At 46.8% G+C, this 24,434-nt stretch carries 24 protein-coding genes; 17 read left to right on the forward strand and 7 right to left on the reverse strand.

All coding sequences use genetic code 11. The features are described from left to right. Positions 1-14 precede the first annotated feature (14 nt). The 4 genes from F461_RS0116050 to F461_RS0116065 are packed head-to-tail and all read right to left on the reverse strand — an operon-like array spanning position 15 to position 3,955. Positions 15-839: a hypothetical protein gene (locus F461_RS0116050; RefSeq protein WP_143154750.1), complete on the reverse strand. Its 825-nt coding sequence runs from the start codon at positions 837-839 to the stop codon at positions 15-17. After that, on the reverse strand, positions 814-1,755 hold the full coding sequence (locus F461_RS0116055; RefSeq protein ID WP_020002180.1) for an alpha-L-glutamate ligase-like protein: 942 nt from the start codon (positions 1,753-1,755) through the stop codon (positions 814-816). The genes F461_RS0116050 and F461_RS0116055 overlap by 26 nt, the downstream gene beginning before the upstream one ends. A 3-nt stretch (positions 1,756-1,758) precedes the next feature. Further along, positions 1,759-3,324 carry an inactive transglutaminase family protein gene (locus F461_RS0116060; protein WP_020002181.1) on the reverse strand — a complete coding sequence of 522 codons (1,566 nt, stop codon included), beginning with the start codon at positions 3,322-3,324 and terminating at the stop codon, positions 1,759-1,761. A gap of 55 nt (positions 3,325-3,379) precedes the next feature. After that, positions 3,380-3,955: an ATP-dependent zinc protease family protein gene (locus F461_RS0116065; protein ID WP_020002182.1), complete on the reverse strand. Its 576-nt coding sequence runs from the start codon at positions 3,953-3,955 to the stop codon at positions 3,380-3,382. 849 nt (positions 3,956-4,804) lie between these two features. Between F461_RS0116065 and F461_RS0116070 the strand changes: the two genes are divergently transcribed. The 15 genes from F461_RS0116070 (at position 4,805) to F461_RS18865 (ending at position 16,805) form a co-directional block, all read left to right on the forward strand. Further along, on the forward strand, positions 4,805-4,987 hold the full coding sequence (locus F461_RS0116070) for a Flp family type IVb pilin (RefSeq protein ID WP_020002183.1): 183 nt from the start codon (positions 4,805-4,807) through the stop codon (positions 4,985-4,987). 214 nt (positions 4,988-5,201) lie between these two features. Further along, positions 5,202-5,393, forward strand: coding sequence for a Flp family type IVb pilin (locus tag F461_RS0116075; RefSeq protein WP_020002184.1), 192 nt, complete (start codon positions 5,202-5,204; stop codon positions 5,391-5,393). A 495-nt stretch (positions 5,394-5,888) separates the two neighbouring features. Then, complete coding sequence (locus F461_RS18960) at positions 5,889-6,161, forward strand: Flp family type IVb pilin (protein ID WP_020002185.1); 273 nt, start codon at positions 5,889-5,891, stop codon at positions 6,159-6,161. Between the two features lie 42 nt (positions 6,162-6,203). Beyond that, complete coding sequence (locus tag F461_RS18255) at positions 6,204-6,776, forward strand: A24 family peptidase (protein ID WP_020002186.1); 573 nt, start codon at positions 6,204-6,206, stop codon at positions 6,774-6,776. Then, on the forward strand, positions 6,773-7,606 hold the full coding sequence (gene cpaB, locus F461_RS0116090; RefSeq protein WP_020002187.1) for a Flp pilus assembly protein CpaB: 834 nt from the start codon (positions 6,773-6,775) through the stop codon (positions 7,604-7,606). Before F461_RS18255 ends, cpaB begins: the two co-directional genes overlap by 4 nt. 22 nt (positions 7,607-7,628) lie before the next feature. Continuing rightward, a complete protein-coding gene (locus tag F461_RS0116095) occupies positions 7,629-9,080 on the forward strand; it encodes a type II and III secretion system protein family protein (protein WP_020002188.1) in 1,452 nt (483 codons plus the stop codon). Positions 9,081-9,094: 14 nt separating this feature from the next. Beyond that, the gene (locus F461_RS0116100; protein WP_020002189.1) at positions 9,095-9,385 is read left to right on the forward strand and encodes a hypothetical protein; all 291 of its coding nucleotides are present in this window, start codon (positions 9,095-9,097) and stop codon (positions 9,383-9,385) included. Between the two features lie 9 nt (positions 9,386-9,394). Next, positions 9,395-9,805, forward strand: coding sequence for a TadE/TadG family type IV pilus assembly protein (locus tag F461_RS18260; protein WP_020002190.1), 411 nt, complete (start codon positions 9,395-9,397; stop codon positions 9,803-9,805). Positions 9,806-9,840: 35 nt separating this feature from the next. Then, positions 9,841-10,227: a TadE family protein gene (locus tag F461_RS18265; RefSeq protein ID WP_020002191.1), complete on the forward strand. Its 387-nt coding sequence runs from the start codon at positions 9,841-9,843 to the stop codon at positions 10,225-10,227. A gap of 7 nt (positions 10,228-10,234) precedes the next feature. Beyond that, positions 10,235-11,383 carry a pilus assembly protein TadG-related protein gene (locus tag F461_RS0116115; RefSeq protein ID WP_026364810.1) on the forward strand — a complete coding sequence of 383 codons (1,149 nt, stop codon included), beginning with the start codon at positions 10,235-10,237 and terminating at the stop codon, positions 11,381-11,383. Between the two features lie 18 nt (positions 11,384-11,401). Then, complete coding sequence (locus tag F461_RS0116120) at positions 11,402-12,544, forward strand: CpaE/TadZ family protein (RefSeq protein WP_020002193.1); 1,143 nt, start codon at positions 11,402-11,404, stop codon at positions 12,542-12,544. Positions 12,545-12,577: 33 nt separating this feature from the next. Then, the gene (locus F461_RS0116125) at positions 12,578-13,969 is read left to right on the forward strand and encodes a TadA family conjugal transfer-associated ATPase (RefSeq protein ID WP_020002194.1); all 1,392 of its coding nucleotides are present in this window, start codon (positions 12,578-12,580) and stop codon (positions 13,967-13,969) included. Further along, positions 13,966-14,934: a type II secretion system F family protein gene (locus F461_RS0116130; RefSeq protein ID WP_020002195.1), complete on the forward strand. Its 969-nt coding sequence runs from the start codon at positions 13,966-13,968 to the stop codon at positions 14,932-14,934. Before F461_RS0116125 ends, F461_RS0116130 begins: the two co-directional genes overlap by 4 nt. A 6-nt stretch (positions 14,935-14,940) precedes the next feature. Next, positions 14,941-15,834, forward strand: coding sequence for a type II secretion system F family protein (locus tag F461_RS18270; protein WP_020002196.1), 894 nt, complete (start codon positions 14,941-14,943; stop codon positions 15,832-15,834). A 20-nt stretch (positions 15,835-15,854) separates the two neighbouring features. Next, positions 15,855-16,805, forward strand: coding sequence for a tetratricopeptide repeat protein (locus F461_RS18865; protein ID WP_020002197.1), 951 nt, complete (start codon positions 15,855-15,857; stop codon positions 16,803-16,805). Positions 16,806-16,952: 147 nt separating this feature from the next. On the opposite strand, the gene F461_RS0116145 is transcribed toward F461_RS18865, so the two are convergent. The 3 genes from F461_RS0116145 to F461_RS0116155 are packed head-to-tail and all read right to left on the reverse strand — an operon-like array spanning position 16,953 to position 20,783. Then, positions 16,953-17,918 carry a glycyl-radical enzyme activating protein gene (locus F461_RS0116145; protein ID WP_020002198.1) on the reverse strand — a complete coding sequence of 322 codons (966 nt, stop codon included), beginning with the start codon at positions 17,916-17,918 and terminating at the stop codon, positions 16,953-16,955. A gap of 51 nt (positions 17,919-17,969) precedes the next feature. Next, the gene (locus F461_RS0116150; RefSeq protein ID WP_020002199.1) at positions 17,970-20,357 is read right to left on the reverse strand and encodes a glycyl radical protein; all 2,388 of its coding nucleotides are present in this window, start codon (positions 20,355-20,357) and stop codon (positions 17,970-17,972) included. 24 nt (positions 20,358-20,381) lie between these two features. Next, entirely contained in the window at positions 20,382-20,783 is a 402-nt protein-coding gene (locus F461_RS0116155; RefSeq protein ID WP_020002200.1) for a GlcG/HbpS family heme-binding protein, read from the reverse strand. A 362-nt stretch (positions 20,784-21,145) separates the two neighbouring features. On the opposite strand from F461_RS0116155, the gene F461_RS0116160 reads away from it, so the two are divergent. Together F461_RS0116160 and F461_RS0116165 are read left to right on the forward strand one after the other, a co-directional pair. Continuing rightward, complete coding sequence (locus F461_RS0116160; RefSeq protein WP_020002201.1) at positions 21,146-23,035, forward strand: PocR ligand-binding domain-containing protein; 1,890 nt, start codon at positions 21,146-21,148, stop codon at positions 23,033-23,035. Further along, positions 23,025-24,428: a sigma-54-dependent transcriptional regulator gene (locus F461_RS0116165; RefSeq protein ID WP_020002202.1), complete on the forward strand. Its 1,404-nt coding sequence runs from the start codon at positions 23,025-23,027 to the stop codon at positions 24,426-24,428. Before F461_RS0116160 ends, F461_RS0116165 begins: the two co-directional genes overlap by 11 nt. Positions 24,429-24,434: the final 6 nt, after the last annotated feature.

A 24,434-nucleotide genomic window follows, 5' to 3' on the forward strand; every position in this document is an offset into this window, starting at 1 on the left:
AGCGTTCGTTACTACTAACTCAAGCGCTCAATATCTATGAAGTCAGGAGTGATCGTATGCACCCTGAACTGGTGTCCTTTAATCGTGATTATCGGAGTTCCAAGAGGTACGGATACGGGCTTCCTGCTCATTACACGGGGTCTGCTACCGCCTTTGAGTGTTCTGACTTCAAACAACACGGACATACCTTCCTTCTTCACAAATTTGATTACATAATGTGTTTCGGATTCAGGCACCACTTTACTTCTCGTAATGCGCCTGAAGGATACATCGGCAGGTTTCACTGTCACCGGAATCTTTTTGTATACTCCGGAGCTGACTGTCGGCCTGTAGACTTCTTTTACAAGGTGGCCTTCTTTATCGAGTGCAGCAAACACAGTATCCAGCAGTATTACACCGTCAGAAATTGATGAGGATAACACCTCATATGTGACATTTGAGTACCCGAAGATAGTTACGCCCTTATCAGAAGAGGATGAAGACGGGGTGCTCAGTGTGATGGTAAAATCTTTAGAGGCACTCATTTTAGGTAACTCGAGCACTTCTTCATTATAGCGGAGTATCCGTAAGACATCACCGCCTGCAACGACGGTTTTACGTTCCCCGATCTCCATTGTCTGAGTTCTTGTTTTGCGGATACGGTCTTTTTGCGGCCCTTGCGCCAGATCAACACGCATTGCCACTTCATCCGCAGCAAGAGCTGGAGCCGGAGGAGCAACAGGTGTAATTGTCCTCTTTTGCAGGCCGGCACACCCTGTTACAAAACATGAGCACGCTATAAAAACGCATGCGTACAGCATGTGCCGCCCAAAATTATGAACCAAAATTTTCCATTGCATACTGTACCCGTTGTGTTTCAGATTGCAAATTATGGTGAACCGCCTCGACCTTGTCTAACCTGCTTTGCAAACCTGTCTTGTTCGCAACCTGAATAGCCAGTCCGGGACGGGCGTTCAGTTCCAGAATCAACGGGCCAAGATCTTTATCAAGCACGATATCAACACCAAGATAGCCCAGACCGGTAACTGAATACCCTAACGATGCCTGCCGGAGCAATTCTTCCCATCCGGGAATTTGAACACCGGAAACAGGCTGCAAAGTATCAGGATGCATCTCGTGATTTTCATTTTTCCATACGGCATGGGTGGTCTTTCCGGTGCATATATCAATACCGCACCCCATAGCTCCCTGATGCAGGTTTGCTTTACCGTCTGATTCACGGGTCGGCAGCCGCAACATCGCCATAGTCGGAACACCCTTGTATACGATAATACGTATGTCTGGAACACCCTGATATGCGATACCGTTAAAGACCGGATCGAATTTAACACAATATTCAATCAGGGCCTTGTCCGGCATTCCACCGAGACTGTACATCCCGCTCAGAATATTTGAAATATGAAAATGAATTTCCTCTGTTGAAACAAAGGAGTCATCCGGTTTCAGAAAATGAGAACCGAGCTTTCCTGTAATTACCAGAATCCCGTTGCCACCGGCACCGCGTGCCGGCTTAATCACAAAAGAATCATGCTTTTCAAGCAGGTCAGGCAAGAGTTTTGTTTCGTGTTGTGCGCGGATAACTCCGTACATCTCCGGAACATTCAATCCGGCATCCTGAGTAAGACGCTTGGTAGTCTCTTTGTCGTCCACAAGAGGATACAGCCTGCGAGGGTTATTAGGCAGCACATATGCGGCATTGCGTCCGTTCATTCCCACAACGCCCTGCTCTTTTAATTTAGAAAACCAACCGAACATGGCCTAACCTCGAATAAAGGTGCGGAAACGAACCAGATCTAACAGACGATACCCGGTGTATCGACCCATCATAACGGTAAGCGCCAGCAGCACCAAAAAGAGTTCCGGAAATACAAAGAACAGATGTTCTACGTATGTGTTTGTCATTACAAGATACGCAAGCACTGAAACAGCCATGGTACCCACAGCCTGCTGAATAGCCTTGCCGGCACCAAGTTCGTCCCACATCACGGAAATGCGCTCAATAGTCATACTCATGATGACCATCGGGAACAGGCTGACGGACACACCACGCGGAATGCCCAGCTTGAAGCAGACAACACTGATTCCTGCCATAAGCAAAACAACAGAGATTAAAACACAGGCAAGACGCGGAACAAGCAGCAACTTCAAGTGCTCCAGATACAACCGCACGCCAAGGCCGAGGGCAATCACTATGGAAAATAACCCTACGCCCCAGAGCAACTGAGTTTCCCTGAAAGAAAGAGCGATCAGAACGGGCATAAATGTTCCGAACGTGCTGAATCCGACAACGTTTCTCAGGAATACCAGAAGGATGGCACCGATCGGGATAAGAAGAATGACTCTATACGTTGCCTGTGCCTGAACCGGAAGGCTGAATAAAGAATAGTCAAAAAATGTCGGGTGCGTTGCAGCAATGCGGTCTACAACATTCTTCATCGCATCAATTGCATCAGGCACTACAGAAAGTGAGACTTGCAAGTGTTTACCGCCGGTAAGTTCTGCTAACGGTGCCTCACCACGCCACCATGGCACAAAGTTTACCGGAGTACTGAAAACTCCTTTAGCAACATTAAACATGTGCCAGGAATCGTTCTGGTACAACTCAAGCCAATGGCTGATACGGGCATCACTGGCTGTACCGAGCGTAATACCATGTACAGACTGTGCCGGAATGCCGGAAAGGTGCAGCAACCGTACGGCGACATTAACGACCCCGCGGCTGTTTTTTGCATTGCGCAACAGGAACGCGGCATTGGAATTCTTTTCCGAATGCTGCAATTCCTGCATGAGAAGAGGAACAAAGGACTCCATATCCGCAGATTCTTTACCAATTCTGGAAAGAAGTGCATTAGCGGCAACGGCTTCTGCCTCTGAGAATTGCGGATCACGAAGTTCCGGAATGTTTTGCGGCGGACTCCATTTCGGCATTTCGCCTGCGGATTCAGGACGAAGCACCGCAGAATATATGAGATCCTGTTTGCCGTCAGCCAATCGCTTGGACCAGATAACAACGGAGTTTTGATCATATGCTTCGTTGGTTATCTGCTCGTCGGTAATCCGCTGGCTTACGCGCTGGCGCCCATACCCGGCTCCAATGAAAAATTCATCCGTTACCGCAAATCCTGAGACACGGTTAAGTGTCTGCAGCACTACTTTTACGGGACTGTTTTTTCCATCAAAAGCAACATGAGCTTCCACATTCCATGCAGATGTCTTTTCTGAAGGAACAAGCGGAAATCCTAACACACTAACTTTGTAACTAAATACGCCGAGCCCAATTGCCAGCAATATGCCGACAAGCAGCTTAAACTGTAATTTATTCATTAAATTTGATCCGAAGAAGAATAGTTAGCAAGCAGGCATTAAAAAAACTGCCATGCTAGGGGGATACAGGCTTGCCAAGCCGATAGCGTTGTGAAGGATCGATCAACAAGCCGTTTCGAAGCTCTTTGCGACCGATGAGAAGTTTATATGAGAAATGTGTTCTGTCCGTCAGATTTACTTCTGCTTCAAACACTTGTGAAGCAATGCGGATTTGTGCCGCAATAACAGGTCGTTGAGAAGATCCTGAGGGACGTTTTTTAACCCGCATTATACGCTTATAAGGACAGGTTATACGTTGCATTCCACCGTTACTGTTTACGGTGGTGAAGGTAACTTTTTTATGTTTTTTATCAATAACAATATCAGTAGCATGAAACGAGGTGCTGTCTGCACCTGTATCAAGTTTTGCATCAACTTCAATAGGGAGCGCCTGTCCACAAATACTGATAGAAGATTTTTCCAAGTATCCGGCAATAAGCTTATTTTCTGATGTTTTTTCTATAGCAGCCGGGGCTGCGGCCTGAGAACACTCACTGTAGGAAGTGTCTGAGGATACGTTTTGTCGGGACTGCGCAAAGGTAGCTGTGGTGTTGAATATAAGCAGTATTGCTAACCACCATGTATAATACATAATTATTTCCTGTAGAAGATTATTGCTCTACGCGAAGTGGTGTATATTAACAGTAAAATTTATTGTTTTTTCATAGTATTTAGAAAAAATGCAATACGCATTGTTTGATGCGCATTTTTCGCTAAATACTCGCTGCTTCACTTTTCGTCAAACCTCGCCCCGCAAAACAATTTTGTAAATACCCTCCACGCCCTATCATAGAGACACCCTATCTCTCACAATATTCTAACAACCTATTTATCCTCTACGCTAAAAACATCCATCAATGTCTTCAAAAAAGTCTTTCTGCGGGCCATCTGGCATAGTTCAGCAATCGGCCATTTGCCATTGGCATTTGTTAATTACGATTCGCCCAATACATTTGGCAGATCCTGTTCCAACATCGTCGTAGTCCCTACACCGACACTCCCCAATCATTCAAGTACTCAGTTGACGTATACTTAAACAAATTGAGTCCCACTGAGGGCTACCGCAGGGGGACTCAAATCGTTACGTGTCCAAAATTAGAGCAGACACATTCGAGCACTGCAAAAATATTTTAATAACAGTTAGATACCATGTAGTTTTTTTAAAAAAAACTCACAAGCTCAACACATATGCATTGTAAAACTGCAATACAACACATTCATATATACAGTGGCACGTTGATCGTATTCATAAGACTGTACCATACACAGAATCTTCTACATATTTAGTGTGTTGAATAAACAATAACCATCCTAACTCTAATTTAATACAGGTTATAACACCACATCATGTTCCCAAAGCATAAAAATATGTCTATAAAATAACCATCGACAGGTCTATTCAATGCTTGTTGTAAAACACTTTGTTAACAAGGAGAACACCATGCTTAGTTCCATTAAAGAATTTATAACTGATGAACGTGGTGCAAGTGCTGTTGAATATGGACTTTTGATTGCGCTTATCGCTGTAGCGATCATCGGGGGTGCTACACTCCTGGGCACAAACCTCAACGAAAAATTCAATGAAGTAGCTGACGAGGTAGGCGGAGCAGAAGCTCAACCGTAACGGTCAGAAACATGTTAGTACACCGGTGGCTCGGTATGGAGCCACCGGAAACACCTTAACACTCCGTGAACATACTCCTTTATAGGAAGAGTTGTATCCCTACGTCTGCTGCGATGTGTGGTCACTGATTGATCCTGCATTGAAAATGTAAACACCAAGGGATACCAGAAGGTATCTATCTTATTGCCATATCGAAAGGCAACAGGAGCCGCATATGCTTAGTGCTGTTAAACGATTTATTACTGAAGAACGCGGTGCGAGTGCAGTTGAATATGCACTTTTGATTGCGCTAATCGCTATGGCTATCATTGGTGGTGCGACACTGCTGGGTACAACCCTTGATGAAAAGTACAATGATGTTGCTGGGCAGGTTGAAGAAGCAGGAGCTCAACCCGGAGGCCAGTAACAAACACCGATCAGGTGAACGAAAGACGCCGAAGATATTGTATGGGCACCGTGAACATCCTTCTTACCGGAAGCGTGGTGCACTGTGCCCTTTTATACTGTGTGGTCATACATTGATCAAACAACTGAAACCGCGAGCCAACAAGTTTCTACCTCATGCGGGTCAAAACCTTCAGAACTTGCACCAGTAACTGCCCTGACAACGTCAGGGCTTCAGTTTTCAAAAACCGCTCCTCTCCCCTGCATTATACACGCGACACCTCCAACCATTCCTTTCCATATCCAGTTATCCGGAACCATCCCTTCCTGTTCATCCCTCGAGTTATACGAATGTCATTCGGGCAAATAACAGTCCATCTCAAGCAACATTTATACTCGTTATCAACAATAGAACATATTCACAAAAGTCAAAAACATGTACTATGCAATAACTATTGACAATTTTGCCCTGCGGGCTTGTTGCAAAAAAGCAATATCTGTCAATAAGGAGCCCTCAATGGTTAATGCGATTAAAAAATTTACAATGCAAAAACGCGGTGCAAGCGCAGTTGAATATGGAATTTTAATTGCTCTTGTTGCTGTCGCGTTCATTGGTGGTGCAAATCTCCTAGCCTCGCATCTGGACAGCAAGTTCAGTGCAGTAGCTAACGAACTTAGCACCACCCAATCGGATAACGGCAGCGACGCTGCAACCGCAACAGATAATGCGGCAAATAACAACTCCGGCAACTCAGACAAGAAGAATAAGAAAGGTAAAAAAGATAAATGACCGGCGACAGCCAGCAACAACTAACTGTTTCGGTAGTGCATTATGGAATACCTCAAGGACACCATGGACATACTTCTTATTGGAATCGTTGTAATCTGCGCGTTGTTTGATCTGCGATCGCAAATAATACCAAACGTAATTGTACTTCCTGCGATTCTTATATTTTGGGGAGCACATTATGCTTTTGATGGAATGTCCGGCCTTAACGCCTCCATGACCGGTACGGGGCTGGCATTTTTATTTTTCTTCATTCCCTACAAGCTCGGTGTGCTCGGGGCTGGAGATGTAAAACTGTTTATGGCTGTCGGGGCATGTCTTGGCCCCAAAGGTACTGTCACAACATTCTTATTCACCAGTTTAGCCGGAGGGTTGTATGCGTTAATTGTGCTCATTCGCCATAAAAATGCATTACGCAGGTTCTTTAATAAACTGTTCGGCTGGGCTGTTGTGTCACTGGGCACTCGCAAGCTCAACCTGTTCCCTGAAGACGCGGAGTATCAAATGCCGATGCTTTGCTACGGCGTGGCCATTGCGGCAGGTACACTGACAACTGTTATGCTGTCACACCTTTACCCTAATCTCTTGATCTTAAACATTTTAGAGGGATTATCATGAACACCAGACGGTTAGTGATACAACTTTCCATAGCCATCGCGCTCGCTGTGATTACCGGATACCTTACCATCAACTGGATGCAATCCCTTCCCCGCGGGGATGTTACTAAAGCGCCAACAGGTGAAACGGTTCCTGTAGTTGTTGCAAAAACCACTATCGCCCCCGGAACAGTGATCAATGAAAACATGATCACCGTTAAAAATTTTTTAGAGAACAACAAGCCTAAAAGCGCTTTTGGCTCAGCCGAAGATGTGAGCGGGCGCGTAGCCATCTACACCATCCACACAAGCGAGATCATCACAGATACCCTGCTCGCCTCTCGTGATGTCGACGTCGGCGGTGTAGGTGCGTTGATTCCTCATGGAAAGAGAGCAATGGCAGTACAAGGAAACAAGGTACTTGGCCTTTCAGGACTCATTCGCCCGGGGGACATCGTTGATGTTCTTGTTTCCTTCAGGATGAAAGACAAAAGCATAACCAAAGTAGTGCTTGAAAACCTGAAAGTTCTCGCCACGGGTAAAGAACTTGTTGCAAGCGCGGACGGCAAAAAATCCTCTCCTATTGATGTATACACCCTTGAAGTAACACCGGATGAAAGCGAAATTCTGGCTCTTGCCGCGACCAACGGTACTCTTCATTTTGCACTACGCCACAGATCAGATGGAGAAACCGTATTGACCGAAGGTGCAGATGCGAAAAAAACCCTGTCTTCGTACAGGGGGAGCAAACCCAAAAATAAAGAAGAGGCCGTCACTATCACTTCAGACGAACCCCAGTATAGTATTGAGATTCTCAGGGGTAACATACGCAACACCATTCGTGTGAAGTAACCACAAAACAAAGGAATCCCCCGTGACAAAGCAGACAAATTTTCAAAACATCCTTATAGGTGCAATAATCTGTTTTCTGACACTTGCGCTGGCCACACAAGCATCAGCGCGAAAAGATAAGTTCTTACTGCTGAAAGATATAGGCCGCATTGAAACTACGGCCGGTAAGTCTGTCATTCTGCAGAGTGAACAAAACATTCGCCGAATAAGCATTGCCAATCCGGACATTGCGGATGTGACTCTGCTCTCCCGAAATCAAGTGTACCTGAACGGCAAAAAAATCGGCACTACCACTCTTTCCTTATGGGGAGCTAACGAAGGCTTACTGCACGTCTTCGACGTAGTTGTCACACGTGATGTAACAGGGCTTAAACGCCTTATCAGACAAGTGCTTCCTAACGAATCAGATATCAGAATCAATGCAGCCAGCGGCTCACTTTCACTGTCCGGTGCAGTCAAAGATCCGGAAAGTGTAACCACGTCTATTGCTCTGGCAGAAGCCTACGCTCCCGGAAAAGTCATCAACCTTATGAAGGTGTGCGGCGTACAGCAGGTTATGCTTGAAGTTCGCGTTGCTGAAGTATCTAAGAGCGTTCTGAAACGATTAGGGCTTAACCTTGCCTACATCAAAAGCGGCCAACTGCTGGATGGTGAAGTATTCTACACGTTCCTGAACTCCCTTACCGGTTTTAATGATCAGGGTAATTTCAGTTTAGCTGAGAACATCGACTCCGCATTTACATTTAAGGCCGGGGGCGCAAGCTGGAGTGGCTTTGTAGACGCGCTCAAACAAAACGGTCTGCTTAAAGTTCTCGCTGAGCCGAATGTCGTCTGCCAAAGCGGACAGAGCGGCAGCTTCCTTGCCGGTGGTGAGATTCCGATTCCTGTTCCGCAAGGTCTTGGCACCGTTGGTATTGAATACCGCGAATTCGGCGTAAGCCTCGAGTTTAAGCCAACTGTCCTCGGTAATGGCAGAATCAATGTGAAAGTACGTCCTGAAGTATCTGAACTTGATTACAACAACGGCACAACCATATCCGGCACCAGAGTTCCAGCGCTTACAACCCGCAGGGTTGAAACCACTGTAGAACTGGCAGAAGGTCAAAGCTTCGCCATTGGCGGGCTTATTAAAGACACCATGCGGGAAACATTAGATAAATTCCCACTACTGGGTGATGTGCCTGTTCTTGGCATGCTGTTCCGCAGCTCTGAATTCCAGAAAAACCTGTCCGAACTCGTCGTTATTGTCACGCCTCATCTGGTTGAGCCTCTTGACGGTTCAAAAATAAGCCTGCCGACAGATAAAATTATAGAACCCAATGACGTAGAATTTTATCTGCTGGGCAAAATGCAGGGAAAACAACCTAATACACCAACCACTACTGCAACAGCTGGAACAAACGCACGGAACATTAATATAGGTGAACACAAAGGTTTTGACGGTGAAGTTGGTCACACCATGTCAGCCCAGTAGATCAGGAGCAACGTATGAAAATGTTACAATGTATAATGGCAGCGGTGTTTCTGGTTACCCTTGCGGGCGGCTGCAAACAGATGGAAGCCTGGGACAGACATCACATGGACCCTATGGGTGAATCGGTTCGGCAGGCTTCGAACATGCAGCAAATGGAATATCCACCATGCGCCGGGCCTGAAGTAATGGATGGTCAAAAGCAAGCTAAAATCAACACTAATTATGTAAAAGACAACGCCAAAGGACTTCCTAAAAAGGCGTCTACAACGTCAACAGACGTCTTTACGATGAGCAACACGCAATAGGAGAAGGTAATGCGTAGCAGCCGGGCTCTTTTTCGTCACGAGCAAGGTGCATCAGCCCTTGAAATGGCGCTCATCCTTCCTCTCTTATTAGTACTCCTCTTCGGGATTATTGATATGGGCAGGTATTACTGGGCAGAACACTCGGTGGCGCATGCCGCGAATGAAGCGGCCCGAATGGCTATTCTGGAAGGCGTGACCTCTGATGAAATCAACGAGGTGATCGCGTTCCATCTTAGGGACTGGGACAACACGCCTCCTGCTCTGCAAATAGTCGAGAACCCGGGCGGATCAGGATCTCCTGCATCGGTGACGGTAACGGTATCCATTCCTTTTAGTTTTTTGGTTATCCCGACTTTTGTAACAGGAATATTTGAACCAATAACAATTCGTCACTCTGTGACTATGCACTTAGAGCGGTAAAAAACGATTATCCGCAACTTGGCTGGAGGCTAAGTATGAAGTTGATACATTGCAACAAGGGCGCAGTCGCGGTTGAGTTCGCTCTGGTATTGGCCTTTATCCTACTGCCGCTTTTTCTGGGGCTGGTAGATGCAGGCAGACTGATGAACGCTCAGGTAGTGATCAACCGTGCTGCCCGGGAAGGAGCAGTATCCGTCATGCGTGGAGAACCATATATTAACGCCGTGGAACGAGTTATAACCGATGCCGGTTTTGATGCCGGAGACCTTTCCACTTCTATAGAAGTCTCCACCGACGAAAGCGGGGCTACGACTCGTATCCTGATGCTTTCGTATACTCTTCCCAACTTCCCGATATTCCATCTTCCGGGGCTGTCTTTTCCGGATACTGTGACAGCACAAGCAACGTATCAACTGCCATGAGGTCAATATGAGAGCACTATATAAATTGATTCGAAGCGAACGCGGCGCAGTGGGAGTAATAATGGCTCTCACATTAGTCGTCGTAATAGGATTTGTTGCCTTTGGTGTTGATGTTGGCAACTTGCGAGCAAAACGAGGCTTCCTGCAGAAAGCTGCCGATATTGCAGCACTTGCTGGCGGCCATGGCTTAATTGAGTTTGGCACAGATCTGGATCTTGTAACACAGGAGGCCGTTTCATATGGACGTGCCAATTTAAAAACCGACGACGTGCCCGCTTCGGCCCTGCAGGACACGGATGTCTCCTACTATCTTAACGGTGCTCCGAATACAGAGACGCCGAATCAGGTAGAAGTTGTCATCTCCCGCACCACAGGGCGGGGCAATCCGTTGCCGACCTTTTTTGGTCCGGTTCTCAATGTGGACGACTTTGATGTTACAGCCACATCGCGTGTACAAGTAGGAACAGTATGCTCAACAAAATGCCTCAAACCTTTTGTCGCTCCGGACAAATTTACCTTTACGGATCTTGATGGCGACGGTGTGCTCTCTACCCGCAATCAGGCAGAAATGGATAGCATAGTTGTAATAGGGTACTCAGATACCGACTTTGGTACACAGGTCGCACTAAAAATTGGTAACGCTCAAGACACTATCGTTCCCGGCCAGTTTAACGCCGTTGATCTGCCACCGTTAAATAAAGCGACTCCTGTGCCGGGAGCATCTATCTACAGAGAAAATATTGCAGGTTGCTCAGGAAGCAATGCTGATCTTGCTGTTGAAATTGGTGATGAATTGCAACTTGAACCGGGAAACATGGTCGGTCCGACCAGACAGGGGCTTGCAGACCTTGTCGCACAGGATCCCGGTGCATCCTGGGACACAGCAACAGGACGAATTATCAACAGTGCTTATCCCGACGCCATAAACAGCCCACGAGTAGCGATTATTGCCTTTTATGATCCGACCAGACCTCCACAGTCCGGTAGAAACACCGTGTTTGTTAACTATCTCGCAGCGGTATTTGTTGAAGACGTACAGGGGCAGGATGTCACCGGCCGCTTTATACGTGCAATGGCTGTTGAGCCCGGCTCTGGAGGAACTAGCGGAGACTGTCTGATATACGTTTTAAACTTTGTTAGAGATTCTAGCAGATAAAAACAAAAAAAGGGCATTATGAACACTAAAGAAACAACTATCGGAGTCTCCATTCTTGTAACGGACTCCAAGCTATCGCAGGAGTTACGAAGTGCTGTGAATGCCACCCCCGGCTTCAAACTTATTGACGAGCCGACTGAAGATCAGCATTCCGTTGTTCTTATTGAAGCAAACGGAAGTCAGGAACAAGTCCTGAAAGAAGTTTCTGTTTTAAAAAATAAAGGATACGTGGGTGGAGTATTCATGACAGCCAGCAACTACCAGCAGGATTTGCTGCTGAGCTGCATACAGATGGGTGTGGATGAATTTCTTCCATCGCCACTGGCTCCTGAAAATTTCATCGCCGCTCTGCAACGGTACCAGACCAAGCATCTTTCTACACTCAAGCCGGCCTCCTCCGGAAAAACCATTGCCGTTTTAGGTGCCAGAGGTGGAGTTGGAACAACAACAGTTGCCGCGGGAATGGCCACGCATTTTTGGAATGAAGGCAAAACTGTTGCCTTGCTGGACTTCTCCAGACCGTTTGGAGATATCAGCCTTTTTATGGACTTTGAATATGAATACAGCTGGAAAGACGCCGTAACCAACCTCACACGGCTGGACTCCACCTTCCTCAGAAGTCTGATGTATCCGTACAGTGATACACTGCAAATACTATCCTCTCCGGTGTCCTCTCATGAAAGGAACGATTTACGCTCCAAGGGGATTCAAGATGTCCTGTTCACAGCAGCAGAGTCCTTTGACGTGGTCATAATCGATGCGGGTTCGGTACACGACAATGCCGCATTGACTATTCTCGAACATGTTAATGAGCCGATAATAGTCTCTTTAATGAGTCTGACCAGCCTTTCCAGCGCTAACTACATTTTGGGACTATGCAAACAGGTTTCCCCTGTACTCGCGAATAAAATCAAACTGATAATCAATCGATATTCATCCAAAGCGATCATTGAAAATAGTGAAATTCAACAAATCACACATAAAGAAATTTTCGCAGAAATAGCAGAAGACCACGATAAACCCTTAGCCGCCATCAATCGAGGCCTTCCATTGATGCAAGCGTACCCCAATTGTTCCTCTTCGAAAGATATTCGTGCGCTGGCACGAAGGCTTACAGAAAAGGATCATGCAACGAAAAAAGGGTTTTTCGGCATACTATAATGCCTGATTACGTAACAGAATAGGGGATGCACAATGGCACTTAGTAGCAGGTTCAATAAATTACTTGAGAGAAAGGTACCCGTTGAAGAACGGCCAATAGAAAAAGATGAAATGCCGGTTGCACCGACAAGTAATAACAACTACCACGTCATCAAATTACAATTGCACGACGCTTTGGTCGAAGCTTTTGACTTGAATGTGCTGGAACGGATGTCGCCGGAAGTGCTGACCCAACAGCTCTCTCGTCATATTGAAAAGATTCTCTCTGAACAGTTTGCCCATGCGCCCTTAAACGCCCTTGAGCGAAAGCTCCTGATCAAAGAGGTACAGGATGAAATTTTAGGGCTTGGCCCGTTAGAGCCTTATTTAAAAGATCCAACAGTGAATGATGTTTTGGTAAACTCATTCAAACAACTCTATGTAGAACGTCGCGGCCTGCTCGAACTGACCGATAGCCGCTTTAAAGACGAAGAACACCTGCGCAAAATTATTGATCGAATCGTCGCTCGAGTCGGACGACGAATTGATGAATCTAATCCTATGGTAGATGCCAGATTGGAGGACGGTAGCCGTGTTAATGCTATCATCCCCCCTCTTGCCCTTGACGGAAGTGCCCTATCCATTCGTAAATTTTCAGCAGACCCTCTGGAAATGAGAGACCTTATACACTTCGGTTCCCTACCGGCCGAGGGTATTCCGGATCTGCTCAAAGGCCTTCTTAAGGCACGTCTCAATATACTTATCTCCGGCGGTACAGGTAGTGGTAAAACAACTCTGCTCAACGTGCTGTCACGCTTTATTCCTGAACAGGAACGAATCATTACAATTGAAGATGCCGCCGAGCTTCAGATGAAGCAGATTCATCTGGTGCGTCTGGAAACACGCCCTGCGAACATTGAAGGAACCGGCGAGATTACTCAGCGTGATCTGGTTAAAAACGCGCTGCGTATGCGTCCGGACAGAATCATTGTCGGTGAGGTTCGCGGCGGTGAAGCTCTTGATATGCTGCAAGCCATGAACACCGGACACGATGGTTCCCTGACAACCATCCATGCAAACACTCCTCGGGATGCCCTGATGCGACTTGAGACTATGGTTGCCATGGCAGGCGTTGCAATTGATCCCATGTCCACCAGACGATTCATCAGTTCCGCCATTGATGTTCTTATCCAGATAGCCCGCCTTTCAGACGGAACTCGTAAGATTGTCAGTCTGCAGGAAATTACCGGCATGGAGCAGGAAATTATTACCATGCAGGAAATTTTTAAATTTTCACAGGAAGGCGTGGATAAGGGCGGTAAAATTGTCGGGCACTTCAAGATGATGGGCATAAGACCCATGTTCCTTGAAAAACTGGAATCCCATGGGGTTGATATTGATCCGGCTATCTTCAGCCGCACCTCTTTTGGCGGGAGTGAGCAATGAATATAGACCTTCCTCCAATTGCACTGACGGCGGGGCTGTCCGCATTTTTCCTGGCTCTCAGTATCATGGGCGTTATCGGATTTCTCATGCGAAAGTATGGCAAAATCGGCACCCGTATCCAAAAAGCAAGCACGGGAGAACGTTCCTCTGATGTAAACCTCTTTCGCCAAGAGCAGTTATCTGAAATCGACTGGATGAACTCACTGCTGAAACGTCTGCCCTTTGTTCGTTCTGTTCACAGGCTGCTGTTACAAGCCAGTGTGCCTTTTTCGGTAAATATATTCTTCATACTATGTATTGCCGCTCCCATTTGCAGTTACCTTATTTTAAAAGAACTGATTTCATATCCATGGATTGTGGCCTGCTGCTCCGCCGGTGTAGCTGCTATTCCGTGGATATGGGTAACAATGAGAAAGGACGCCCGAAGGACTAAATTTCTTCAGCAACTACCGGATGCTCTTGATGCATTGGCCCGCGCATTACGCGCAGGTCATGCCCTCAACTCAGGGCTGCGCATTCTTGCCGATGAATACGGCAAGCCATTAGGGGAAGAATTCAAAATTACTCTGCAAGAAATCAACTTAGGCATGAGTATGGAAAGGGCATTAACCAACCTGATGGAACGTGTGGACTTGCCCTCCCTGCGCTTTTTCGCCGTTTCGCTCATTATTCAGCGAGAAGTTGGTGGTAACCTTGCAGAAATAGTTGAGACAATTTCTTATTTGGTCCGCGAGCATTACAAGCTCATTGGCCGAGTCCGCGTACTCTCAGCGGAGGGTAGATTTTCCGCCATAGTTTTTATTCTTCTTCCGATAGCTATCGCCGGAGCTATTTTCTACCTGAACCCGACGTATCTGAATCTGCTCGTCACTCACCCGCAAGGAAATATCGTGCTCAAAGTCGGATTGTTCCTGATGGTTTGTGGGGTTTTTACCATGTACAGAATGATTAAAATCAAGGTGTAGTGTACAATGTATGAAATCCTGGTTCCAGTTCTGATTGGCTTTACAATTTTGGTGGGCTCACTCCTTTTGATGATCCATGCTTCACGCAACAGTCCCAAGGAGCATGTGCACAATCGCATCAAGCGATACTCAGGAGAGTCTGACACTGAATTCGACATTGAAAAGCCATCCAGAAGACTTACTGAGTCCCAGAACGGGAGCACCAGCAGCACACGCTTAAAATTGCTGAAAGCCGGCTGGCGGGCACGCTGGGCTCCGGCAGCCCTTTGGGTTGCCCGTGGGGTAATGGCTCTGCTCGGAGTCTTGAGTATCTTTTTATTCAGCTTGAGTTACCCGGGCTTGTTTTCAACAAGAGCGTTGCAGCTGGCGCAGCTTCTCTTTGCCGGTCTTGGGTTCCTTATTCCGACATTTATTGTGGACTACAGAATCAAAAGCCGGAGACAAGCCATCACATGGGAACTGCCGGAAGTGCTTGACCTGCTTGTTGTCTGTGTCGAGGCCGGAATGGGGCTGGAACAAGGCATCGCACGGGTAACACAGGAAATGTCATTAAGTTGTCCGGTTCTTCATTCTGAGTTTAAACAGATGTCACTTGAGCTACTCGCCGGTAAAGGACGGTCTGAAGCGCTCAAACGACTTGCTGCAAGGATTGATGTTCCGGATCTGGACAGCCTTGTAACTATGCTTATTCAGGCAAACACTCTGGGTACAAGCATTTCGCAAACGCTGCGCGTATTTGCTGATTCACTCAGGTCAAAACGCTTTCTGCGAGCAGAAGAAATGGCCGGAAAACTTCCGGTAAAACTGCTTATCCCTCTCATTTTATTTATTTTCCCAATGCTGCTTATTATTATATTAGGACCGGCTATAATTCGTATTGCCGAAATGTTTCAAAAGTAACGTCAATTCTGGAGAGTATGATGAAAAACTTGTTGAGCATTCTTATCGTTGCACTGTGTTTCGGACTTCTGCTGGGTGGATGTAAAAAGAACATAGAAAATACAAACTTATCCGAATGGGTTGACGAACACGATAAAGATAAAAAGACATTTGAAGGATTAGAACGCGAAGGCGATAAATTCTCCTCACAAAACAATTTAGAGCAGGCATACTTACTGTACAGCAAGGCCCTCCAACTTAAGCCGAAAAACGTTGATCTGCGTGTAAAACGCGGGAATATTCTGTTCCGAAAAAAATTGATGGAAAAAGCATTGGCCGAATATCAGGCAGCCGAGAAAAAAGAACCTGCGCGTCGTGATGTCAATCTGGGCCTTGGCAAAGTCTACTTTGCCGTCAGTGACCGCAATCTGGCATATCAATATCTGCAAAAAGCACAAACCGACGGATGTGGATATTGGGAAGCAGACGCCCTGCTCGGCATCATCCATGACTTGCGGGGAGACCCCTTGAAAGGAGAAGAGCTGTTCAAAAAAGCACGCGAATGCGCGCCTAATAATGGAGACATACTGAACAATTTGGGAACAAGCTATCTGCTGCAAGGACGATATGAAGATGCTGTTGATTCATTCCTTGCCGCCATCAAGGCAGGAAATACCAAGAAAAGAGTGTACAACAATCTTGGTCTCGCTTTGGTAAAAACAAAGCATTATCAGGATGCGTTTGAGGCATTCAAAATGGCATCAGATGAAGCCCGTGCCTTTAACAACATCGGTCACGCATACTACCTGCAGCAGGATTATAAAAAAGCCATTGCCTGTTTTGAAAAAGCCCTGACACTGCATCCAGCCTACTACCCTGAAGCCGGTGAAAACCTGAAACGAGCCAAGGCTGCATTGTTCTCCAAAGGTGCTGATGAAGGAGGCCCAGCTCTCTGGAACGAAAGCACTCAACTCCTTCTTTCTGGAAACTAAACAAAAAAAATGAGTTCAAAAGACGTACAGCACGTCTTTTGAACTCATTTACATTTGAACAACTGAACCGGAACAACAGTATTCGGACAACAAGCGACAAAAAACGCTTTTCACAGGTCTCTTACCAACACGAAAGAAACGTAATCGCTAACCGCCAACCGTTACATGTGCCACATATTTGTCGGCAACATCCTTCATGCTATACACTATCATTTTATCGTGAGGTTCAACTCCGAGCAGCGGATAGGTACGATCCAATTGTTCCCACTTAGGTTCGCCAAGCCTGTGATATGGCAGAATATCAAGGGATTCAACAGCTGAACCAAGTGAAGCTACAAACTTTGCCGTTTCCTCAATATTTTCCGCAGAATCATTACAACCGGGAATCAGCGGCACTCTGATACGCAGAGTCTTGCCCATCGCCGCAGCAGTGGCAATATTTTCCAGAATCTGCTCATTAGGTGCTCCCGTCAGCAACTTGTGCTGCCGGGAATCCATATGCTTAATATCAGTCAGCACAAGATCCGTATGCTCCAATACATTCCGGAACACCTCAGGCGTAGTCATCGCACAAGTTTCAATGGCAGTGTGCAATCCTCTACGATGGGCTTCATGCAGGCATTCAATCAAAAACTCAGACTGCATTGTCGGTTCACCACCGGAAAATGTGACGCCTCCATTTGACGTCTCATAAAAATGCCGGTCGCGCTCCACTTCGTCCATAACTTCATCCACAGTCATGTAACGACCAACAATGGTCATAGAACCAGCGTAACAATGTGCAACACACTCTCCACAGTATGTGCAGTTCTCACGCTTAATGACAAACGTTCCCGAATCATCAACAGACAGGGCTTTTTCAGGACATTTTTCAATACATTTACCGCACCCGATACATAAATGAGGAAGACGCATTAACTCCGGCTTCGGGCTCATTGATTCCGGATTCTGACACCACATGCAATGCAGCGGGCATCCTTTCAGAAAAACCAATGTCCGGATTCCATTACCGTCATGAACAGAAAATCGTTGAATATCAAAAACAGTTCCTGTCAGTGCAGCGTTATCTTTATCCGACAACCGAAAGGAGTGTTGGCGTTCTTTCCACGTCATACGCTAATCCTTTGTAACGCGGAGCCGGATAATCCGGCTCCGCTGCGTTGCTTAGAATGTCTGTTCGGTACGGGCAATGATGTCGTCCTGAAGCGATTTATCCAACGCTGTAAAGAATGCACTGTAGCCGGCAACGCGGACTACCAGTCCTTTATAGTCATCCGGATTTTCCTGAGCTTCTTCCAATGTCTGGCGGCTGATTACGTTGTATTGAACGTGGAAACCGCCATTCTGGAAGTACGTTTCAGTTACCGCTTTCAGGTTCTCCAGTCCGTTCTCACCCTCAAGTGCCGACGGGTGGAACTTCTGGTTAAGCAATGTGCCGTTTGATGCGATTTCGTGGTCAAGCTTAGCAACAGACAGTACAGAAGCTGTAGGGCCGCAACTGTCATAGCCTGAGATAGGGGAGACGCCATCTGCAAGCGGAGTCCACGCCATACGGCCGTCAGGAGTAGCAGTTACTACAGAACCAAGCGGTACGTTTGCGGAAGCTGGATACAAGCCCGGCTGGAATTTACCACCACGCGGGTTTGTGTACCGGTTAACTTCTCTGCAGTAGATACCTGCTGCTTCTTTAGCCACGGCATCAGCAAAGTCATTATCATTACCATATTTAGGAGCGCGGTTTACCAACATAAGGCGTAAATCTTCCTGCCCTTCAAAATTACTATGCAAGGCATCCTGCAATTCTTTGGCAGTAATCAACTTATCTTCAAAGACAAGTTTTTTGATTGCAGCGAGGGAGTCTCCGGCGTTCGCAACTCCTACACCTTGAGGGCCGGTAAAGTTGTAAATAGCGCCTCCTTCCTGAAGAGACATTCCGCGGCCGATGCAGTCTTCTACCAGTCCGGAAAGGAATGGCAGAGGACAATGTTTGCCATGAGTCATATCTACAGCGTTATCCGCCGCAGCCATAAGTTTTACAAAATAACTGGTCTGAGCTTCATACGACTTCATCACCTCGTCAAAGCTTGTAAAGTCTTCCAGTTTACCACTCTTAGGTCCTATCTGTTTACCTGTGCGCTTATCCACACCGTCATTCAGGCAAAGTTCGATGACCTTGGACATGTTGAAGAATGCAGCGTCATGCCAGCCCTCTGTTTTGCCGCCAACCTGTGGTTCTACACAGCCGATAATACCGTAGTCCCGAGCATCTTCCCTGCTCAGACCTCGTGCAAGCAGTGCCGGAATGATCACACGGTCATTGTAGTATGCAGGGTATCCTAAACCTAAACGGCTTACTTCTGCTGCACGTTTGTAGAGAACATCAGGGGTGCCTTCATGAATACGGATAGACAGGGAAGGTGCGTACAGTTTGGTGTTGGCACTGGCCTGCAACACGAGGAAGGACATAGCATTAGTGGCATCAGCGCCGTCACGGGTCTGTCCGCCGACGATAAGGTTCATGAACATCGGGTAGCCGGCAAAAGCCATGGTGGAAGCTTCGTCACGAACCTTGTTCAGTTCAGAGAATTTAATCCACAGCATGTCGAGCAGTTCCTGTGCCCTTTCAACAGAAGTGGAGCCTTCCTGCAGGAACGGATTCATATACTGGTCAAAGCGCATAGGGGAAATTGAATGACCGTTAGACTCAATCTGTACAACCAGATGTACAAACCAGAACGCCTGCAATGCTTCTTGCAACGTTTCAGCAGGATGTGCAGGAACCTTGCGGCAGATACGCGCAATCTCTAACAACTCTTCTTTGCGTCCTTTATCAGCCGTAGCAGCTTTTTCTTCTGCAAGTGCAGCAAAGCGTTCTGCAAAAGCGATAACAGCTTTGTTTGCAGTAACAACAGACTCGAGGAAATGACGTTTGTTCTGAGCCTCTGCATCCGTGAAATCTAACTTTTCGATTGCTTCTTCAGCAGATGCAATAACTGAGAGGAGACCTTCAGTGAGTACTTTATTGTAGTCAGGAGAAATATGACCTACGCCGTTGTAGAAATAGTTACCCACTGTGTAGACAACATCATTGTGGGCTTCCAGAGATTCAGGAGGCATGAATGCCGCAGCGATTTCGTTAGTGGTTCTGCCATCCCAGTATGAAAATGCGCTGCGAAGCTTGTCTTTAGTCTCTTCAGAGATAAGAAATACATCAGCAGTTCTTTTTTCCAGACGATCAAGCTCTTCTTCTACCCATTTACAAGAAAATTCCGGAAAAATAGGGGCAGAACGCGGCATACTGCACTGGTTACCGACAAGAAGTTCTCCGTCCTGAATAAAAATGGACATGTTTGCCAGCACGTTTTCCAATGCTTTTGCACGGCGGTTCGCAATCGGCTGTCCTTCGGTTGCCTTATATGACTCGGTTAAAAGAACAGCACGCTCTGCGCAAATTGCAGGTGCAGTCTTTACAAAACGGTCAAGCGCCTGTGATACGCGGTCAGTTGGTCCATACAGTTTTGGAATCACCAGTTTCGGGGGATTAGTAGTCATTAATTTCTCCTTACATCTTCCCAGTTAACAATACGCACTCAAGCCGGCATTGGCACAAGCGACATCCTGTTCCACACTTCCGCCACTCACGCCAATTCCGCCGATAATCACGCCATCGTGCGCTACAGGGAGCCCACCACCGAAGATCACAAAACGACCCTGTTTATCAGTCTGAATTCCATATAAGCTCTGGCCGGGCTGCGCGAGTTCTCCAAGAACCTCTGTAGAAACCTTCACCGCCACTGCGGTGTAGGCTTTATTCAAGGCAAGATCGATACTGGCCAACAGCGCGTCATCCTGACGAACCTGAGCAATCAGGTTGCCTCCCCTGTCAACCACAGCGATAACCATCGGTACGCCGATCTCATTTGCCTTATCTTCAGCAGCTGCGATCATCCGTAATGCTGTATCTTTTGATATATACATCCGAACTCCCTTTACTTTTGTCCTGAACGTCTCAGCAGCGCGTATACAGAAACACTTTCATCAAACCGGAAAAACGTATCTGTACCAAAGCTCTGCCGGACAAAACATCATAACAACCAAGAGCGTGTCCCTTTGCGTATAGGAAGTTTTATTCCAACTATAAAATATCATTATTTTTCAAAATGTTATCGTAAAAAACTAACTCATTGCTCAATAAAAGCGCTACGTTTTGTAAACCACAGTTGACAGACCTTCCCACTATCTGGTTCTATCCGCGTATAACTTCGCTAACCATCAATGTTGCCATGCTATGTTTGTTTGGTTGACATATGGTTTACACGCTTACGTAGCCGGAGGGATGTATGCCCGCAGATGCCGTACAGAATAATGATGTTCTCCTGTCGTTACATGAGGAAATCTCTTCCCTTCAGGGACGCATTACACTGCTTGAAGCAGAGGAAGCACTGTGGAAAAACCTCGGCCAGTCCTGCGAATTCCCTCCTGACTCGAACACACCACCCGCCGAAGAAATTCATTTTAATTTTGAAAATATTTTTGATCTGGCTGCAATCCAGCAAATTCAGGATGCCTTTGCGGAGGCCACCAATGTGGCTTCAATCATTACAGATCCGGACGGCAGGCCTATCACAAAGCCAAGCGGCTTTTGCAGCCTTTGTAATGACGTGATTCGTAAAACTGAGATGGGATTAAAAAACTGTATGCGTTCAGACGCGGCCTTCGGGACGCTTAACCCGCTTGAACCGGTCATGCGTCCATGCCTGAGCAGCGGGCTTCTCGATGGCGGAACAAGCATTTATGTGGGTAAACGCCATATCGCAAACTGGATTATTGGACAGCGGCGAATATCTTCTGAACCGGATAAAAAGATTATTGCATACGCTAAAGCTATCGGGGCGGATGAAGATGCATACCGGACGGCGTATGAAAATGTGCCCATCATGTCCAAAGAGCAGTTCCACAAAGTCTGCAATGCACTTTGTCTTATCGCCAATCAGCTTTCCACTCTTGCACAGCAAAACTACCGTCAGGCACAGGCCATTGCCAGAAGGCAGCAGGCGGAGCTGGCACTGCGGGAAAGTGAAGAACGCTTCAGACAACTTTCTGATTCTACGTTTGAGGCAATTCTCATCCACAATAGAGGAACCATTCTGGAAGCGAACAAGGCCGCAATCACTCTGTTCGGGTTCACTTGGAAAGAGTTGATCGGTAGAAAAATAAACTCTCTCGCAACTCCTGAATTCAGAGAAGCGATTCACAATTATTCTGAACAAAGTGGTCGCTTATGGTTTCAGGGAGAGTTCCAATGTAATGACGAACGCCGAATTATCTGCGAAGTACAGGATCGAAACATCATGTTTCAAGGCAGGGAAGTACGAGTATGCGCCATCCGCGATATTACTCAGCGCATCCAGTCAGAATACGAAGCAAAAGAAAAAGAACAGCAGCTTATTCAGGCAGACAAAATGGTTTCTCTCGGTGTGCTTGTTTCGGGTGTCGCGCATGAAATCAACAACCCTAACAGCTTTATGACCATGAACCTGCCCTTCATCAATGAAGTCTGGCAAAGCATTACGCCGATTCTGGAAGGCTATTATGAAGAAAACGGGGATTTTCTGGCTGGCGGGCTTGAATACTCATCCTTACGGGAAGAATTACCGAACCTGCTTTCGCGAATGCAGGATGGAGCGTCGCGGATTAAAGGTATTGTTAACAATTTAAAAGACTATTCCCGCGTTGAACCAAGTGAATTAATGTGGAATGTTGACATAAACGACATGATTCGCAGTTCCCTGCCACTGCTGGAAAAACTTATTTCCATGCATACAAACCACTTTACAACCGATCTTTCAAAGGCGCTTCCTCCGGTGCAGGGAAACAGGCAACGTCTCTCTCAGGTTTTTATCAACCTGTTAGTTAACGCCTGCGAGGCTCTCACCAGCAAGGACAACAGTGTCACCGTCACATCCCGATACCTTGCAACCACCCACATGGTAGAAATAACCGTATCCGACACAGGAAGCGGCATTCCCGAAGAGTTAGTATCAAAAATTACCGATCCGTTTTTCACCACCAAACGGGACTCAGGCGGCACCGGACTCGGATTATCCGTCTCGTCAGCAATTGTGCAGGAACACGCTGGCACGTTGCAGTTCCTCCCTCATCCCGAAGGCGGTACTATAGCGCAACTCCATCTACCAGTAGCGCATCATGGAGAAAAACATGCCCAATAATTACCCACGGCAGCCTATTTTACTTGTTGATGATGAAGATTCATGGCTCGTCAGCTTCAAAACAACACTGCGCTCCAAAGGCATTGGCAATGTTGTAACAGAAAACGACAGCAGCAAGCTTCTTGCCCTACTGGATTCACGACAATTCTGTGCTGTTGCGATTGATCTTATGATGCCTAACTTTTCCGGTGAAGAGCTTATCCCGCAAATCGCCGCCCGGCATCCTAATATTCCAATTCTTGTTATTTCAGGCCTGAATCAGGTGAAGAGTGCAGTCAACTGTATGCGTCTTGGTGCTTTCGATTTTATCGTTAAAACAGAAGAACGGGACACACTCATTGCGGCAGTCCGCCACGCCATAGAATTGTTTGAACTACGGCAGGAAAACACCTCTCTTCGGGAACGTTTCTTCAAAAAAGAGTTGGACCATCCTGAGTATTTTGGAAATATCATCACTGAAAACAAAGAAATGCGTTCAATATTCCAATATATTGAAGTCATTGCAGAAACTTCCCGACCTGTGCTCATCACAGGTGAAAGCGGCGTCGGAAAAGAGCTGGTAGCCAGAGCTGTACATAACGCCAGCGGTCGCACTGGAGAATTTGTCGCCCTCAATATTGCGGGACTGGACGATAACGTTGTTGCAGACACACTTTTCGGGCACACGAAAGGTGCCTATACAGGAGCGACCAATGCCCGTGTCGGGCTGGTTGAAAAAGCAAAAAACGGGACGTTATTTCTTGATGAAATCGGCGACCTGAGCTCCACATCACAGACCAAGCTGCTGCGTCTTCTCCAAGAGCACGAGTATCTCCCGCTTGGTTCAGATATGGCAAAACGCTCTTCTGCACGAATTGTGGCCGCTACCCATCAAAATCTCAATGAATTACAAGAATGCGGGCAATTCAGGCGGGATTTGTTCTACAGACTTCGGGGACATTTGCTACACATCCCTCCCCTTCGGGAACGCAGGGAAGACATCGCACCACTTATCACACACTTTCTGCAAGAAGCAGAAATCAGTTTTGAAAAAAAATTCTCAGCAAATGCACCGGAGCTTGCTGACTATCTTTCACAATATCCGTTCCCCGGCAACATACGTGAACTGCAAAACATCATACTGGATTGCGCCGGAACCTGTACGGATGGAATTATGGACACAGCCCGCGTCCAGCGGCTTCTTACCCATTCGTACGATTACCAGCCGGAATCATTCGAGACACCACTACCGGATGCCTCTGTAACATTCGGTGCTACCCTTCCGACGCTGAAAGAAGTTCGTGCAGCTCTTATAGATGAGGCTCTCACACGTACCAACAACAACCAGTCCAGCGCCGCACAGCTTGTGGGCGTAACACGGCAGGCAATAAGCAAGTACGTGCGGGAGAAATGATGTTCT

This window comes from Halodesulfovibrio aestuarii DSM 17919 = ATCC 29578, from assembly GCF_000384815.1.
In the GTDB taxonomy this organism is placed as follows: Bacteria; Desulfobacterota; Desulfovibrionia; order Desulfovibrionales; family Desulfovibrionaceae; genus Halodesulfovibrio; species Halodesulfovibrio aestuarii.

Coding starts and splice junctions, on each gene's coding strand:
- F461_RS0116070 (WP_020002183.1), top strand. CDS start 4,805: ATGCTTAGTTCCATTAAAGAATTTATAACTGATGAACGTGGTGCAAGT.
- F461_RS0116130 (WP_020002195.1), top strand. CDS start 13,966: ATGAATATAGACCTTCCTCCAATTGCACTGACGGCGGGGCTGTCCGCA.
- F461_RS18260 (WP_020002190.1), top strand. CDS start 9,395: ATGCGTAGCAGCCGGGCTCTTTTTCGTCACGAGCAAGGTGCATCAGCC.
- F461_RS18270 (WP_020002196.1), top strand. CDS start 14,941: ATGTATGAAATCCTGGTTCCAGTTCTGATTGGCTTTACAATTTTGGTG.
- F461_RS0116075 (WP_020002184.1), top strand. CDS start 5,202: ATGCTTAGTGCTGTTAAACGATTTATTACTGAAGAACGCGGTGCGAGT.
- F461_RS0116120 (WP_020002193.1), top strand. CDS start 11,402: ATGAACACTAAAGAAACAACTATCGGAGTCTCCATTCTTGTAACGGAC.
- F461_RS0116125 (WP_020002194.1), top strand. CDS start 12,578: ATGGCACTTAGTAGCAGGTTCAATAAATTACTTGAGAGAAAGGTACCC.
- F461_RS0116060 (WP_020002181.1), bottom strand. CDS start 3,324: ATGAATAAATTACAGTTTAAGCTGCTTGTCGGCATATTGCTGGCAATT.
- F461_RS0116145 (WP_020002198.1), bottom strand. CDS start 17,918: ATGACGTGGAAAGAACGCCAACACTCCTTTCGGTTGTCGGATAAAGAT.
- F461_RS0116155 (WP_020002200.1), bottom strand. CDS start 20,783: ATGTATATATCAAAAGATACAGCATTACGGATGATCGCAGCTGCTGAA.
- F461_RS0116065 (WP_020002182.1), bottom strand. CDS start 3,955: ATGTATTATACATGGTGGTTAGCAATACTGCTTATATTCAACACCACA.
- F461_RS0116150 (WP_020002199.1), bottom strand. CDS start 20,357: ATGACTACTAATCCCCCGAAACTGGTGATTCCAAAACTGTATGGACCA.
- F461_RS18960 (WP_020002185.1), top strand. CDS start 5,889: ATGGTTAATGCGATTAAAAAATTTACAATGCAAAAACGCGGTGCAAGC.
- F461_RS0116165 (WP_020002202.1), top strand. CDS start 23,025: ATGCCCAATAATTACCCACGGCAGCCTATTTTACTTGTTGATGATGAA.
- F461_RS18255 (WP_020002186.1), top strand. CDS start 6,204: ATGGAATACCTCAAGGACACCATGGACATACTTCTTATTGGAATCGTT.
- cpaB (WP_020002187.1), top strand. CDS start 6,773: ATGAACACCAGACGGTTAGTGATACAACTTTCCATAGCCATCGCGCTC.
- F461_RS0116055 (WP_020002180.1), bottom strand. CDS start 1,755: ATGTTCGGTTGGTTTTCTAAATTAAAAGAGCAGGGCGTTGTGGGAATG.
- F461_RS0116115 (WP_026364810.1), top strand. CDS start 10,235: ATGAGAGCACTATATAAATTGATTCGAAGCGAACGCGGCGCAGTGGGA.
- F461_RS0116050 (WP_143154750.1), bottom strand. CDS start 839: ATGCAATGGAAAATTTTGGTTCATAATTTTGGGCGGCACATGCTGTAC.
- F461_RS18865 (WP_020002197.1), top strand. CDS start 15,855: ATGAAAAACTTGTTGAGCATTCTTATCGTTGCACTGTGTTTCGGACTT.
- F461_RS18265 (WP_020002191.1), top strand. CDS start 9,841: ATGAAGTTGATACATTGCAACAAGGGCGCAGTCGCGGTTGAGTTCGCT.
- F461_RS0116100 (WP_020002189.1), top strand. CDS start 9,095: ATGAAAATGTTACAATGTATAATGGCAGCGGTGTTTCTGGTTACCCTT.
- F461_RS0116160 (WP_020002201.1), top strand. CDS start 21,146: ATGCCCGCAGATGCCGTACAGAATAATGATGTTCTCCTGTCGTTACAT.